We start from the raw sequence: 15,124 nt of genomic DNA, 5'->3' as shown, positions 1-15,124 counted from the left end.
ATGAGTACATTTAAAGTTGCAAGCCTAGCGTTACTGATCGGCAGCGCATTGGGTTATGGAGCGAATATTTACCTTTCAGGCATGAACTATAACATGGTTGGAATGACAGCTTCTGAGTCTAAATCAAGTGATGAACCACTGTATTGGGTCGCACCGATGGACCCAAACTATCAGCGAGATAAACCGGGAAAGTCGCCTATGGGGATGGATCTTATTCCTGTGTATGCTGATGACCTCAATGGTAGTAACGACAAGCCAGGAACAGTAAAAATCGATCCTGCGGTTGAAAATAACCTCGGTGTAAAAACAGATACCGTAAAGCAAGAGGTCCTTGCACCACGCATCGAAACTGTCGGCTATGTCGCCTTTGATGAGAGTCAACTTTGGCAGACCAATGTTCGAGTATCGGGTTGGGTTGAAAAGCTTTATATCAATGCCGTTGGTGAAAAAGTGAATCAAGGTGACACGCTGTTCACTCTGTATTCCCCAGAGCTTGTAAAAGCACAAGAAGAACTGATCAGTGCCTATAAGACCCAACGTAAAGGAATGATACAAGGTGCTACCGATCGTTTGATCACTTTGGGGGTTGACCGCAATCAAATTAAATCCATCGCCCGTCGAGGTAAAGCGTCACAATCCATTGAAATTAAAGCACCGGCAGACGGCGTTATTGCAAGCCTCAATATTCGTGAAGGTGGCTACCTTTCTCCAGCTCAAGCGGTGATCAGCGCAGGTCCTTTGAATCAAGTATGGGTAGATGCAGAAGTCTTTGAACGTCAATCACATTGGATTAAACAAGGCAGTCAAGCATCTATGACATTGGATGCCTTACCAGGTGGAGAATGGAATGGTGAAGTGGATTATGTCTATCCCATTCTTGACCCTAGTACGCGTACATTGCGTGTCCGCCTTCGATTCGATAACCCACAAGGTGAACTTAAGCCGAATATGTTCGCTAACGTCGCGCTAAAACCGGTATCAAGTGATGAAGTGTTAACCATTCCACGTTCCTCAGTCATCCGCTCTGGCGGTATGACTCGCGTGGTTCTGGCTGAGGGAGATGGAAAATATCGCTCTGCCAGAATTGAAGTTGGTCGTGAGTCCGCTGACAAGATTGAGGTCATAAAGGGAATGCAACGAGGAGATCGTGTTGTTACGTCCGCGCACTTCATGTTGGACTCTGAATCAAGTCAGTCTGCCGATCTATCCAGAATCAATGGTGTTGAGCCAACTGCTGAAACGGCGTGGGCAACCGGCGAAATTACAGACGTAATGGCTGGGCATAGAATGCTAACTATTAATCATAAACCTGTTCCTGAGTGGGACTGGCCAAGAATGACCATGAATTTTATGGTATCAGAGAACGTTGAAATGGACCAACTTTCAAAAGGTCAAACGATTGATTTTGAAATGCAAAAATCTGAATCGGGTCAATATGAAATCGTTGATTACAAAGTAAGTGAGCTGAGCATAAATACAGAAGTATGGATAGACGGTGATGTCTCTATGTTAATGGCGGACTTTGGTATGGTGACACTAAATCATGCCCCTGTGGCTGATTGGTCCTGGGATGCAGGTGAGCTCAACTTTTCAGTCGGTGGTGACTTTGAACTCTCAGGTTTTCAGGAGGGTGACAAAGTTCGGTTTCTAGTTGAGAAACAAGGATCCGATTATCTTCTCAAAGAGTTAGTTAAAAGGGGTTCTACCCCGTTTTCACGGACGGTTTAGTAAAGACGTAAACTTGCTGTCTTGATTCGCCAGTCTACGTCGCATTCTTGGATTATGGAACCGTTCGATATAATCAAAAATATCTGCTCTGGCTTCATTTCTTGTCCGGTATTGTCGATAATTGATTCGTTCCCGTTTCATCACACCGAAGAACCCTTCACAAGCCGCGTTATCTGCACAATGGCCTACAGCACTCATGCTGCTGGTTAGGTTCTTTTGCTTGAGAAAGCGCTGATAATCTCCGCTGGTAAATTGTGTGCCACGATCTGAATGTAAGATAACATGATGTCTTTCCTGTCGCTGCCAAACCGCCATTTCGACGGCTCGAATCACCATATGACGGTCTTGTCGATGATGCATCGACCAGCCAACGATGAGCTTGTTAAACAGGTCAAGCACCACACACAGATAAAGCTTCCCTTCAAGTGTCCCAATTTCTGTAATGTCTGTGACCCATTTGGTTTCCGGCTCCAAAGCATGAAAGTCCCGCTCAAGATGATTCTTTAAACCGTCAGGACGTGCGGACTGTCGCTTTGCCCCTCGACCTTTTTTACGCGGCCTGCCATAAAGTCCATTCGCTGACATCAGCCTGGCGACACGATTTAAGCTCGCTTGCAACCCTTCGGCTTGCAGATCTTCGTGCATACGTGGTGCGCCGATAATACCACCGCTATCATCATGGATCTCGCGCATTCGTTTTAATAACGTTGCGTTAGCAAGAGCACGCGCACTTGGCTGACGTTCCACCCAAGCGTAATAACCACTAGGAGAGACGCGCAAACAACGGCACATGAGGCGAATAGAAAACACATCGCGGCAACGCGATATCGCAAGATACCTTACGGTAACTCTTTGGCGAAGAACGTTGCCGCTTCTCGCAAAAAATCTCGTTCCTTTTTCACTTTCGCTAATTCGCGTTTTAGCCTCGCCATTTCTTCATCACGAGGAGAGCCACTGCCTTGAAATGCTTTATCTTGTGACTGCTCCGCCTCTCGTTTCCAACGGTTTAATAAGTTAGGATTGATGCCGATATCTAATGCTATCTGACGACAACTCACACCCGGTTGCTGAGTCAGCGCAACGGCTTCGCGTTTGAATTCTGCAGAATATTTTCTTCGCTTGGTCATAGACACTCCTTTTAGGCATAGTATGCCTCTTTATAGATGTGTCCGTAAAATATGGGTAGAACCCAAGTGAGGATAAGTAATGATAGGTGCCATTATTCGCTGGTCTATCAACAATCGCTTCTTAGTGTTGGTAGCCACTTTTGCCCTCGTATTTGGTGGGCTTTATAGCGTAAAAAACACTCCTGTAGATGCCTTACCTGATTTATCAGACGTACAAGTTATCATAAAAACAAGTTACCCGGGTCAGGCACCCCAAGTGGTGGAAGATCAAGTCACGTATCCGCTTACAACGGCTATGCTTGCCGTTCCTGGTGCAGAAACTGTTCGTGGATATTCGTTCTTCGGTGATTCCTACGTGTATATCATTTTTAATGATGATACTGACATGTATTGGGCTCGCTCTCGAGTGCTCGAATATTTAAGTCAAGTAGCTCCAAACCTTCCCCCAAGCGCTAAGCCAACCCTTGGTCCGGATGCGACAGGTGTGGGCTGGATTTATAGTTATGTATTGCAAGACAAAACCGGACAGCATGATTTAGCCGAATTGCGTAGCTTACAAGATTGGTTCTTGAAATATGAGTTACAAACAGTTGATGGGGTGTCTGAGATTGCGACTGTTGGCGGTATGGTTAAACAATATCAAGTGCAAATTGATCCGGCTAAATTGCGTGCATACGACCTCACGTTACAACAAGTTAATATGGCTATTCAAGATGGTAACCAAGAGAGTGGTGCGTCCGTAGTAGAAGTTGCAGAAGCTGAGCACATGGTTCGAACCACTGGTTACTTGTCTAGTATTGATGACATTAAAGCGCTTCCACTCAAGGTAAGCAAAAAAGGAACCCCCCTATTATTAGGTGACGTTGCTGATATTGACCTCGGACCACAGATGAGACGAGGAATCTCTGAATTAAATGGAGAGGGCGAAGCCGTAGGTGGCGTAATTGTCATGCGTTTTGGAGAAAACGCGAGCGAAGTGATCAATAATGTTAAGGATAAGCTAAACGAGCTTCAGGGTAGCTTGCCTGATGGTGTTGAGATAGTGGCTACTTACGATCGTTCTACGTTAATCAATGCAGCGGTTGAGAACCTTTGGAAAAAGCTTGCAGAAGAGTTCATTGTTGTCGCTATTGTATGTGCGTTGTTCCTATTCCATATTCGGTCTTCGCTCGTTATCGCATTGAGTCTCCCTGTCGGTATTTTAGGAGCCTTTATTGTCATGCATTGGCAAGGTATCAACGCCAATATCATGTCGCTAGGAGGGATTGCAATCGCGATAGGTGCAATGGTAGACGGTGCTATCGTTATGATAGAAAACGTACATAAGCACATTGAACGGACTCCATTGACTGACAAAAACCGATGGCAAGTGATTGGTGATGCGGCGCAAGAGGTTGGTGCACCGCTGTTCTTCTCGCTACTGATCATCACGCTAAGTTTTGTTCCTGTATTCGCATTGGAAGGTCAAGAAGGCAAGATGTTCTCGCCACTCGCCTTTACTAAAACTTATGCAATGGCGGCAGCAGCCGGCCTTGCTATTACGTTAGTGCCGGTGCTCATGGGATATCTTGTTCGCGGTAAAATATTACCAGAGAACAAGAACCCTATTAATAAAGGTCTAATTGCCCTTTACAAGCCCTTACTGAATATTAGTCTCAAGCACCCGAAAAGCATGATTGTATTGGCTATTGCTCTTATGGGGTCTGCTTATTATCCAACAATGAAGCTCGGTAGTGAGTTCATTCCTCCTCTTGATGAGGGTGACTTGATGTATATGCCAACCACCTATCCAGGTATTTCTATTGGTAAAGCGCGAGAGTTGGTTCAGCAGACAAACAAGCTAATTAAGACGGTACCCGAAGTACAGACAACATGGGGTAAAGTCGGTCGTGCTGACACTGCGACAGACCCTGCTCCCTTAACTATGATTGAAACCGTTATTCAGCTTAAACCGCGTGATCAGTGGCGTGAGGGCGTGACAACTGAGTCGCTACGAAAAGAGTTTGATGACTTGATTCAATTTCCTGGTTTAACTAACGCATGGGTGATGCCTATAAAGACGCGCATCGATATGTTGGCAACCGGTATCAAAACTCCAATTGGAATAAAAATAGCTGGAAGTGATTTAGCTGAAATTGAGAAAATAGGTGCTCAACTTGAACCTATCCTAAACAACATTACAGGCACTGCATCTGTATATGCAGAGCGTGTTGCAGGTGGTCGCTATGTGACTATTGATATCAATCGCAAAGCTGCAGCTCGCTACGCTCTTAGCATTAAGGAGATCCAACAAGTTGTTTCTACCGCAGTAGGTGGCATGAACATTGGTGAAACGATTGAAGGCCTCGAGCGTTACCCAATTAATGTTCGCTACCCTCAAGGCTATCGTGATTCAGTCGTTAAGCTACAGCAATTACCATTGGTTACCCCAAGTGGCGCTAGAATTGCTTTAGTTGATGTTGCCGATATTCGCTATGAAGATGGTCCACCAATGATTAAAACAGAGAATGCTCGTCCAAATGGTTGGGTGTTTGTTGATATTGATGGCAGAGACTTAGGCTCTTACGTTGAAGAGGCAAAGCAGGCGGTTGCAAAACAACTTGATATGCCAGCTGGCTATTCACTTGCTTGGTCAGGCCAATATGAGTACATGGAGCGAGCGAAAGAGCGCTTAGTTGTCGTGGTGCCTATTACGATTGCCATCATTATGCTTTTGCTTTACTTGAGTTTCCGCCGTATTGGTGAAGTGATGATCATCATGCTAACTCTACCGTTAGCCATGGTTGGGGGGCTGTGGTTGATGTATTACCTTGGCTACAATTTCTCTATCGCGGTGGGCGTTGGCTTTATTGCTTTGGCTGGGGTTGCCGTCGAGATCGGAGTCATCATGTTGGTGTATCTCAACCAAGCATGGCACTACACCAAACTGGATGCCCAAGAACAGAGCAAATCACTGAATGTAGATGATTTGAGTAGCTCGATTCGAGAGGGAGCTGGATTACGTGTTCGTCCGGTAATGATGACGGTACTTACGGTGATCATCGGTCTTATCCCAATCATGTACGGTGAGGGCACTGGCTCTGAGGTAATGCAGCGTATCGCAGCACCGATGATTGGTGGCATGGCCTCAGCTCTGTTACTAACACTTCTCGTTATTCCTGCGATTTTCAAGGTTTGGAAAATACGCGAACTCAAACACCACTAAATACACATACGGGCTAAGAACGAACTTAGCCCGTAAACTTATTAATGAAATAGTAAGGAATATAACCATGAAAAAGACACTACTAGCCGTATTACTTTCAATGACAGCAGCGTCAGCTATGGCAGAGATGGATCATTCAAAGATGGACCACGGTTCTATGAACCGTGAGAGCATGGACCACAGTAATATGAATCATGGCGATATGGACCATAGCAAAATGGATCATTCAATGATGTCGATGGAAGGCATGTCTGATGTTGGCATGCCAGCAACAGGTGCAAAGCCAGATAAAGTGGTCCATGTTGTGTTGGCAGATGACATGACAATCAAGTTCAAAAAAGAAGTACAAATTGAACCGAATGATGTCGTTCAATTTGTGGTTATGAATGCTGGCAAGATTGATCACGAGTTCACTATTGGTTCAGCGAAAGAGCAACTTGAACATCGAGAAATGATGAAGAAAATGCCTCATCATATGCATGATTCTGGGAATGCAGTTACAGTAAAACCGGGTAAAGCTAAGCAGTTGTTTTGGCACTTCCACGGGGATAGCAAGGTTGAATTTGCATGCAATATTCCAGGGCATGCAGAAGCAGGCATGATTAAAAAAGTGAGTTTATAGGCGCTATAAAGGAATCTGATGATGTTAAAGCGTTCATTCATGCTAGTGGGGATGTTTAGTGTGAGCTTATTCTCCTATGCGTCGGAAGGCTCAATTTCAGCCGGTGAGTCGACTTTTCGTACTGTAGGGGGATATGGATGTATTGCGTGTCATGGGCTTTATGGTCAAGGGGGAGGTAACGTTGGTGGGAATATCAGAGGTAACTCCTTAAATGACCTGAAATACAGCCTAGAGCATGAACAAACAATGAAGCTTTTAGGCGACGCACTAAGTGAACAAGATAAGATAAATCTAGCAGAATACATGGAGTATCTTGGAACGTTTCAATTAGTGGATTGGATGTATGAAGGTACCAAGGGGGCGCTACTCTCAGTTTCTATAGATAGCGGCAAGAAGAGTCAGTTGGTGGTACTAAATAAAATGTTTGAGTCGATGTCAATTGATCTCTCCCCTTTGGCTGGTAAACATTTAACACTGCGTGTAGAGCCGTATGAAACTCAGTACTTTGAGTGGCTTCCTGAAAAGGGAGTATATGAGCTGAGTTATGGCGATGAAGCCGTCAGTATTAACGTAAAATAGATTTTGGTTAGGTAACTTTATGAGTAAAAATTTGAGACTTATTGCACTTTCATCTTTGATTTTGAGTTTTAACGTCTTTGCTAAGCCTGTTATTGAGCTTTATAAATCGCCTACTTGTGGTTGCTGCAAGGAATGGGCTGCAATTATGGAGAAGAAAGGCTATGAAGTGAATGTTAACCATGCTCGTGATTGGAGTGATGTCAAACAAGAGTTTGGTATGCCTAATCAACTGATGTCCTGCCATACAGCTGTCATTGGTGGCTATATGATTGAAGGGCATGTTCCTGAGTCTGATATCAAACGTTTGCTTGAGGAGAGACTTGAAAATATTTCAGGAATTGCGGCTCCTGGTATGCCGCAGCATTCGCCGGGAATGGCACGACCAGGGCAAGAGTACAAAGGCTTTAATGTGGTGTCTTTTGACAAGACAGGTCACATGAAGCTGTACAATAAGTACTAAAAGTCGATTAAGCATTTTGGGCTCTTGAGGTAAGAGAGGAGCTCTTTTATTTAATTAAAAGCAGCACTTACACTAACTGAAACGAGCCCCCATCATTCCGCTTTATCCAAAAGTTTGCTAAGCGAGACTCGGGTTGACCAACAACTAAATGCCTAGAAAGGACTGTCTCTTGTAACGCTCAAAAAGTTTCAAACTTTACTGTCATAATTCTGTTGTACAGAAGGTTATTGATCAATTTAGTTTCAAACTTTATTGTCACTTTTTGTATCTAGAGCTACTTGGTATTAAACCTTACAGGATAGAAAAGTTTCAAACTTTAATGTCCTTCGACATCTCATACTGAGTAATAAAGTATCATCCTGAAATGGCAGCGATTCACTGCCATTCTAAATTGAAAATGCCCCTTTCTACGTTATTAGACTAGACCACTTTCCGTTCTTATTACTATAACCGCGCATACGTATTTCTTCTTTGGGGAAAAGTGTCTGTCCCCGTAAGCTACCATGATAGTAAGGCGTGTGTGTCCCTTAAGGTGGTTGAAATAGTAACTGCGCCCTTTTGTCTTAAATTATCATCTATTTGACCAATTAAGGGCTTAACAAAACACTTAAAGTGTTGATTCTTATTACAGCAAACTGGAGGCTACTATGCCGTTTGATAAAGGTGTATTGATTGCAGAAAAAGCTACACCAAAGAATTGGCGCGAATGGGGAGAAGAAGCTATCACCGCCGCCAAACGCAAAGGGTTGTTACAACTGAGTGTTGTAACAGACCATCACATCATGCCTCAAAACAAAATTATTGAATTGCGAACTAATGCTATCATGAATGCAACGGACAAACATCTCAAAGATGCAACCAAATACGCTATAGATTTTGAAACCATCGACCAAGGCTCTAATCCTAATGACAAGGAAAATTGTGCCGAACTGATGAAAACTATTTTATGGGCTAAGGGAAATGTCATTCCAGGTCCTATGAATACACGAAGAATCGATGACCCTATGGATGATGGGGGTTGGGAAAAAGAAGAGGCTTTGATTGAGGCTTATCAATATGCTAAAAAACTGAAGCAATTATTAGAAGAAATTGGTAAAAAGTCAGACTTCAATACTTGGAAAGCTCTTGTTGAACACGTCTGTCCTTACTCAATACCGAGCAAAAAAGCCCAAAATGATATACTCAATTGGGCAGATGCATGGGCGACTGATGATACATTTAAGGTCTATACCCGACTGAACCAAGAGCAAACCAAAGTTGCCCGCAGACAAAATGATAGTTTTGCAGGTTCAGGTGCTTGGGTTTTTCCTGATGGTGGTAATTTGAAAACGGCAACGAAGCCACTAAAGACTTATTTCGATTCCTACATCAAAAGTGACAATGATGGTAAAAAGGAAATAGTTAAAGAGCTAAAAAAAGAGACTGGCAATAATAACTGCGAGAGTTGGTTGGAAAAACATCAGCGGCCACCTATTCACAATCCACTGGCCAATAGATAAACTTGAAGTAGCTGAAATAGGGGCAATCGTAAATCGTAGTTGTATCGCTTAGGCATCTGGTATTAAGAACCCAACTTAATACCAGATGCGCGAGTAATTCATCTGTACTAGTCCAGACTATATCTGCCAGTTATCTGTTTTTCAATCGGTGACTGTCAGTCTAGATTTGAGTTAGATTCTTTTCTACCCAAATCGATTTTCCCGTCAAGCAATGTTTCCATTGGTGTTCTGCCACTTCTCTGGGGGGGGCGAGTGAGTCGTCGTTATTGAGTGAAAGAGATAAACGGTTTTGCATAGGATTGTGGGTTTGTTGGCGTGTGAAGCTTTCTCTCAAAACATGGATGGAAAAACTTTTGCTGGCTTGCCTAAGACTTTGCCTACAGAGGCTAAACCTGTTTCTAAGCAGTATGAATATAACTCAGACTACATGATCTTAAAGAAAGTAACATTAGCGATGCTAATAAGGTACATTGAGACGGTTACGGGGAGTTCATTCCCTGACGCGTTTTCAATCGATGAAATAACCGTCAAAATTGGATCAACCCCCGAAGCCCATGTAAGTATGCCTAATCATGGTTGGGTGCGCCTCACGTAACTACAAGCTTAATAAACGCTTTAGTTTTCCAGATACTTTTTTCATCCGAAACTCTCATATTACGGTGGATACTCTAACGTGTTGATTTCTAGAACCGTGACAGTTGGCGCTTCCTTGCTCAGAAATGCCTCCAAACGTGTTTGATGGCGAGTCGCTTACCATAACTTTAGTTAGTGGTTCTGTTTGGAAAACCAAATATGCAAAAGCCTGTTTTCCAGTTCCACTGAAATTTGTTTCTAGACTAGGAACTCAGAGCTAGTTCATGAACATTTATTGAGCAAAAATGAACGATTTTACGATCCATTTATTTGTGATCTTGTACTCGCTTTTGGGAGAGCCAAATATGCATATTGACCATTTCAATGTGACAAAAACAAACGCTCATGCGGTTGTCCTGAATTCTAATTTAACCTGTGCTATTGTGTGCTTAGTTGCTTATCAAGGCGTACCACTGAAGAATACCAATGGCGACATTGAACGGTGGATGGCAGATTTGGGCGGATCAGAATTAAGCTCAAATCTAATCTGGTACTAGCTCCGAAATATGGCTAGTTGTCAGTTCAAGTCTGGGCTAGCAAACATAAAGGTGAAAATATGAGTATCAATCAGGACGCAGAAACAAACGATATCCACATGTTGAAAAACATTGACTATCTGGGCCGTGGTTACAACATTTTGACTATAGATCCCTACACTTTCAGTAGCGAAGGTGCTTCAAAACACTATGTGTTTGATATCGATGCATTCGACAACATCAAACCGATACCGGACGGCACGGCACTGATCGCTAGCGTTGGAGAAAACACGCTGTTGCAAATTAACAATGGTGGCTCGAACAATCTCTACTATCTGGTAGGTAAAGTGATTGACGGACGGCTCACTTGGGTAGGCACTAAAGGAATCAAATTCGATACAGGCGATCGACCTGCGCTGGCCATCATGCCAAACGGAAACACAGTCGAAATGCACAATGGCGGAGGCAATAACAACCTATATTATCACTTAGGTAAATTAGAATAACTCAACCGAACCATCAAATGGCTTGGTTGAGAGGTGCAAGCAAATCGCTTGTATGTACGCCCTAAATTACCAAGCCCCTCATTCACATTTCCAATCATAACCGTTGCTCCTAGATTTTGATGGTGCAGCGGTTGATGCAATACTAATGGAAGGACTTCGTCATGTCTAACGCTAACATTTCGAGCGACAGTTGGATGCAATCACTGAACGCGCTCATAAAGGACTCCCCCCTAACTCACATCGCACTACCCGGGGTGCATCACCCAGCGTCCTACTCGTTTTTTACAGGGAATACGGGCAAGTATGTAACGCAAAATACAACATTTTACGCTCAATTAATGAATGGTATTCGGTACTTTGATTCACGGCCCACCGTGAACGAAGACAACCAGAACCAGTTGGTTGAATATCATGGTTCCCACCAAGCGAGCTTTGGTGCCAGCTACAACACCATATTACGCCAATTCAAAGACTACTTCGATGGTTACAATACACTCGTAGATTTTGGTTCTTCACCCAATGTTATCCCATTAGCGGGCAACCGTTTTGCGGTAATTTACCACAGTGAGCGGGTCACTGAACTTTCCAATGATTCAACGAATGATTCAGGTAAATCTGTATTTTCCACACGTCTTTTCTATGTAATAGGCTCCTTCAACGATGAAAACCAAAAAATAAAGTGGCAAAAACCGCAACCCTATAATTTTGGCATCACGCCCGACGCGACAGTGACACCAGGCGGGCTCATTGTGGAGGTACACCAGTCACAAAACTACGATGATTTATATTACACACTGGGCAGCATCATCAATGGTGATCCCACGTTTAACCTGAGCAACCAAGAAAAATACACAACAGGCCAGCAACCGTCGATTGGCCAGATAACAGAGGGAGAACTACCTTGCTTTCTAGAAGTTCATAAATCGCAAAATAACGATACACTATGGTATCTAGTACTCTCTCCCACCAACGAGTATACGCGCTTAGAGACACTTAGTTTGGCTAAAAAAGTATCAACACCTTCGTGTTCTGTCACAGGCAGCTTCCCTACACAAGTAGCTGTGCCGCGTTTGAACCGAAGCTTGGTATTTTATACTGACAGCGAGGGTATCGCTGTGTTCACCGAAGCGTCCTACAACAATGGCGAGGTCATCTTTACGACGCCAGTCTCTTTATGTGTCTCAGGAAGCGCTATCAGTGCGGTACTAATGGAAGAAAAAGACGGTACCCTTCAGATCGCACTCAGCGTGAAGAACCACAAGCCAACCTATACGAATCGAAGCTATGCCGTAGTACATATCGACGCTAAAGGAGCCTTGATCGACTGTACAAAAACAGACTTCGGCAACGATTACCCTTCATGGAATGCTGAAGCATCAGCGTTGTTTTATCACACCAAGAGTCGGTCGCTGCTCTCCTTCGAATCAGACGCTGATTTACTCGCTAATATTTGGTATCAGCCCCTGATCATTGAAGAAAATAGAGTCGAGCTCGGGCATATTGATAACCACGACGAAGCAAAAACTCAGGAGTTCTGTATTCTTGGGTTATCTCACAGCCAATTAAACGCCAATACGGACCTCGAAGATTTTCAGACGCTAGTTAACCACTTCTTACCTGAAAAGATAGTACCTTTTGATGCCAATGCACCGCTCGACAGGACGCCACTAGACCAATATCTAAAACAGCAGCAGCAACTGCTCATCGTTCTAGATCTGCAGCCATCCGTCGTAGAAAAATACCCAGTATTTTGGCCCAAAAGCGGGTGCCTAACGTCCTGCTGGCACAACGAAAAGTCGTTGAACGCCAACTACTACAAAAAAATAAAGCAATACGTAGAACAGAGAACCGAGCCGAAGACTAAAGCCCAGCTCTATGTGTTGCAAACCCACCTCACCTCGAACAGCGTCTATTCGCAACTTCTAAATTGGGATTACGATTATGAGCCTATCACTAACAGTTACCTAGCATCGCTCACTGAATTGTTACTTGATAACAACGTTAATATTATCGAGAGCAACATGCTAACGGACTTCTTGACGGACTTTGCCATTCGCCTGAATGAACAAAAATTTGGTTAACTTATACAAGAAGATCGGCAAATGTCAGGCTTTGCTTTTTGTCAACTCAATTTTCAATATTTTATTTAATCCAAACCACTCGAGTTAGAGCAGAATCTCTAGCTCGTTTGTGTCCAGCTTCGTGTCAGAGCAACCGAGCTTCTGGTTCACTGAGAGACCATAGCAACTTAGGTCAGCTAGGACGGGATGACCTTGGCCCAGTTCGGTAGCAATTTCATTGAAAAAAGTCGCCTGTTCCTAAACAAAAAAAAAGCGCCCTAAGGCGCTTTTTGAATATGCTATTTGTTTTTAATTGGCAGCTCGAAGCTTAATGGATTCCCGTCACTCTCGTGTTTCACGGCTGGTTCGAGATATTAGTTTAGAACGGCCCGGTATAGACCTTTCCCCGAATCGGGTGAAGATAAAGGCATCTAAACTAGATGGTAAGTAACTGGCTGAAATATTTGGATAACTAGGTATCCAGTAAGCGGTATACCGGTTCTGCTTATAATTTGCGGGGACAAATGCCCGATTTAAGAATGCGTTTTCGCCATTTTCTCTCTTACCCAGAAAATACTAAGCATCTCTTGGTCATGTGCCAGAACTGCATGAGGTGAATCCGAATTGATCCCGGAAATAACGGCTTTTTGTAAGGCAATCGAATAGAATTTTTCGTTGTAGCCCTTCTCGTTGGTTCGGTAGAAATCGATACTTCCTTCCAAGTATTCCTGTCTGGCAAATGCGGTTGCCAAAAGTGGCGTCGCCTTGTCGATATGCTTGGTAATATGAACAGAATCGCGGGACAACTCATGTTGATGCGGCTCTTTTCAGTCGACTGACACTCAGTAGACTCGCTAAAAGTACGGCACCGGAAGCAAACCATAATCCCAAATGGACTGCATTTGCAGCAGAGAACGGTGTTTGTTCTGAATTCACGAAATCAGCCTGAGAGAGCATGATACCTATAATCGCAGTACCAAGACATTGACCAAATGTCCTCATCATCGCTAATACGCCAGAAGCAAAACTACTATACTTCTCGTCCACATTTGCCATCATTTCACGGTTATTCGGGCTCTGAAATAAGCCAAAACCCACACCACAAACTAAGCTTCTCCAGATGATATCTAAAACTGACGGTGTTGATGGCAGGCCAATTAATAACAGTAATCCGACACCAAAGACGATCAGTCCGAATGTTGAAATTATGGGCGGACTTTTCTTATCTGCCAATCTTCCGGCATGAGGTGCAGTCAACATAATACCGACCGGCCACGGAAGAAAAAGGAGTGCTGAAGTCAGTGGACTATAGCCATAAACACTTTCATATAAAAATGGCAGTGCGATGAAAGTAATCCCCTGCGCGATAAACGACACGAAAGATGTCATCGCCGATAAAGAGAAACGTTGGTTGGAAAACATGTCTAACGGAAATAAAGGAGCAGTGGATTTTCTCTGATGAAAAATAAATGCGACACCACTCACCAGCGCGGTTATTGCATACAAGAATGCCTGTTGTTCGTGATAACCAGAGCCATGTTTAGAAAACGCATTCGCACACAAAATAGTGCTACCCAACATAATCACAGATAATAGAGAGCCTATTTTATCTAATGGACGCGTATCAAGCTGTTCTGGCTTGGGAAGAAATTGCTTCGCAAAAGCAATCGCCACAATGCCTAACGGAACATTAATCATAAACAACCACGACCAGTTTAACGTCACCAATAAAGTGCCGCTGATGAGTGGTGCGATTGCTGTACATGTCGCAATGAGTAGTGCGTTAAGACCTAAGATTCGTCCGAGTAAACGACTTGGGAAAATGGTTCTCAGGAGTGCCGGAGCAATGCTGAGCGTTGCAGCACCACCGATCCCTTGAATATAACGCATCACAACCAGTTGTGATAATGACGATGATAAAGCACATCCGGCAGAGGACAGCGTAAAAACAATCAAACCGCAAATGAACTGTTTACGAAAACCTATACGTGTTGCTAATGCAGAAAAAATAGCCAGTGACATCGCGACAGCAAGTAAGTAACCATTGGCAACCCAAACTGCGTCCGATGCACTAACGCCGAGTGATTTCGCCATCTGAGGCAATGCGATATTAATCATGGAGCCGTCGAACACATTCATCGCCGTTGTGACCATGACAGCCAGCATTGCAAATAATCGTTGTTTTCCTGGTAACCCGTTGTCACCAGGCTCACTCATAAATAGTGTCAT

Annotated in this window: 11 protein-coding genes and 2 pseudogenes; 10 read left to right on the top strand and 3 right to left on the bottom strand. The window is 43.8% G+C overall.

Annotated features, from left to right (window positions below):
• Positions 1-1,689 (top strand): annotated as a pseudogene (locus OCU60_RS14815) (efflux RND transporter periplasmic adaptor subunit); the annotation flags it as partial.
• 13 nt (positions 1,690-1,702) lie between these two features.
• Here OCU60_RS14815 and OCU60_RS14810 read toward each other — a convergent pair.
• Positions 1,703-2,855, bottom strand: a pseudogene (locus OCU60_RS14810) (IS3 family transposase).
• Positions 2,856-2,934: 79 nt separating this feature from the next.
• Between OCU60_RS14810 and OCU60_RS14805 the strand changes: the two are divergent.
• The 9 genes from OCU60_RS14805 (at position 2,935) to OCU60_RS14765 (ending at position 12,916) form a co-directional block, all read left to right on the top strand.
• Positions 2,935-6,060: an efflux RND transporter permease subunit gene (locus OCU60_RS14805; RefSeq protein WP_074374968.1), complete on the top strand. Its 3,126-nt coding sequence runs from the start codon at positions 2,935-2,937 to the stop codon at positions 6,058-6,060.
• A gap of 67 nt (positions 6,061-6,127) precedes the next feature.
• Positions 6,128-6,682, top strand: coding sequence for a copper-resistant cuproprotein CopI (copI, locus tag OCU60_RS14800; RefSeq protein ID WP_074374969.1), 555 nt, complete (start codon positions 6,128-6,130; stop codon positions 6,680-6,682).
• Between the two features lie 18 nt (positions 6,683-6,700).
• On the top strand, positions 6,701-7,261 hold the full coding sequence (locus OCU60_RS14795; RefSeq protein ID WP_139302168.1) for a hypothetical protein: 561 nt from the start codon (positions 6,701-6,703) through the stop codon (positions 7,259-7,261).
• 19 nt (positions 7,262-7,280) lie between these two features.
• On the top strand, positions 7,281-7,721 hold the full coding sequence (locus tag OCU60_RS14790; protein WP_074374971.1) for a DUF411 domain-containing protein: 441 nt from the start codon (positions 7,281-7,283) through the stop codon (positions 7,719-7,721).
• 647 nt (positions 7,722-8,368) lie between these two features.
• The gene (locus tag OCU60_RS14785; protein ID WP_074374972.1) at positions 8,369-9,220 is read left to right on the top strand and encodes a hypothetical protein; all 852 of its coding nucleotides are present in this window, start codon (positions 8,369-8,371) and stop codon (positions 9,218-9,220) included.
• 310 nt (positions 9,221-9,530) lie between these two features.
• Complete coding sequence (locus OCU60_RS14780) at positions 9,531-9,815, top strand: hypothetical protein (RefSeq protein ID WP_139302169.1); 285 nt, start codon at positions 9,531-9,533, stop codon at positions 9,813-9,815.
• 343 nt (positions 9,816-10,158) lie between these two features.
• A complete protein-coding gene (locus tag OCU60_RS14775; protein WP_139302170.1) occupies positions 10,159-10,350 on the top strand; it encodes a hypothetical protein in 192 nt (63 codons plus the stop codon).
• A gap of 59 nt (positions 10,351-10,409) precedes the next feature.
• Positions 10,410-10,835 (top strand): hypothetical protein, encoded by a 426-nt coding sequence (locus tag OCU60_RS14770; protein WP_074374975.1) that lies wholly within the window; start codon positions 10,410-10,412, stop codon positions 10,833-10,835.
• Positions 10,836-10,996: 161 nt separating this feature from the next.
• Positions 10,997-12,916, top strand: a complete 1,920-nt coding sequence (locus OCU60_RS14765; protein WP_074374976.1) for a PI-PLC domain-containing protein — start codon at positions 10,997-10,999, stop codon at positions 12,914-12,916.
• Between the two features lie 512 nt (positions 12,917-13,428).
• Here the strand turns inward: OCU60_RS14765 and tssD are convergent.
• Both tssD and OCU60_RS14755 read right to left on the bottom strand, forming a co-directional pair.
• Positions 13,429-13,701, bottom strand: a complete 273-nt coding sequence (tssD, locus tag OCU60_RS14760; protein ID WP_074374977.1) for a type VI secretion system tube protein TssD — start codon at positions 13,699-13,701, stop codon at positions 13,429-13,431.
• 1 nt (position 13,702) lies between these two features.
• Entirely contained in the window at positions 13,703-15,124 is a 1,422-nt protein-coding gene (locus tag OCU60_RS14755) for an MFS transporter (protein WP_074374978.1), read from the bottom strand.

It is taken from the genome of Vibrio spartinae (genome assembly GCF_024347135.1).
Taxonomy (GTDB): domain Bacteria; phylum Pseudomonadota; class Gammaproteobacteria; order Enterobacterales; family Vibrionaceae; genus Vibrio; species Vibrio spartinae.
Note: the sequence above shows the minus strand (reverse complement) of the source record. Positions and strands in the feature narration are given on the sequence as shown.

Bases quoted from the DNA above. Each gene is read 5' to 3' on its own strand.
- OCU60_RS14775 (WP_139302170.1), top strand. From the start codon at position 10,159: ATGCATATTGACCATTTCAATGTGACAAAAACAAACGCTCATGCGGTT.
- copI (WP_074374969.1), top strand. From the start codon at position 6,128: ATGAAAAAGACACTACTAGCCGTATTACTTTCAATGACAGCAGCGTCA.
- OCU60_RS14795 (WP_139302168.1), top strand. From the start codon at position 6,701: ATGATGTTAAAGCGTTCATTCATGCTAGTGGGGATGTTTAGTGTGAGC.
- OCU60_RS14805 (WP_074374968.1), top strand. From the start codon at position 2,935: ATGATAGGTGCCATTATTCGCTGGTCTATCAACAATCGCTTCTTAGTG.
- OCU60_RS14785 (WP_074374972.1), top strand. From the start codon at position 8,369: ATGCCGTTTGATAAAGGTGTATTGATTGCAGAAAAAGCTACACCAAAG.
- OCU60_RS14755 (WP_074374978.1), bottom strand. From the start codon at position 15,124: ATGACACTATTTATGAGTGAGCCTGGTGACAACGGGTTACCAGGAAAA.
- OCU60_RS14790 (WP_074374971.1), top strand. From the start codon at position 7,281: ATGAGTAAAAATTTGAGACTTATTGCACTTTCATCTTTGATTTTGAGT.
- OCU60_RS14770 (WP_074374975.1), top strand. From the start codon at position 10,410: ATGAGTATCAATCAGGACGCAGAAACAAACGATATCCACATGTTGAAA.
- OCU60_RS14765 (WP_074374976.1), top strand. From the start codon at position 10,997: ATGTCTAACGCTAACATTTCGAGCGACAGTTGGATGCAATCACTGAAC.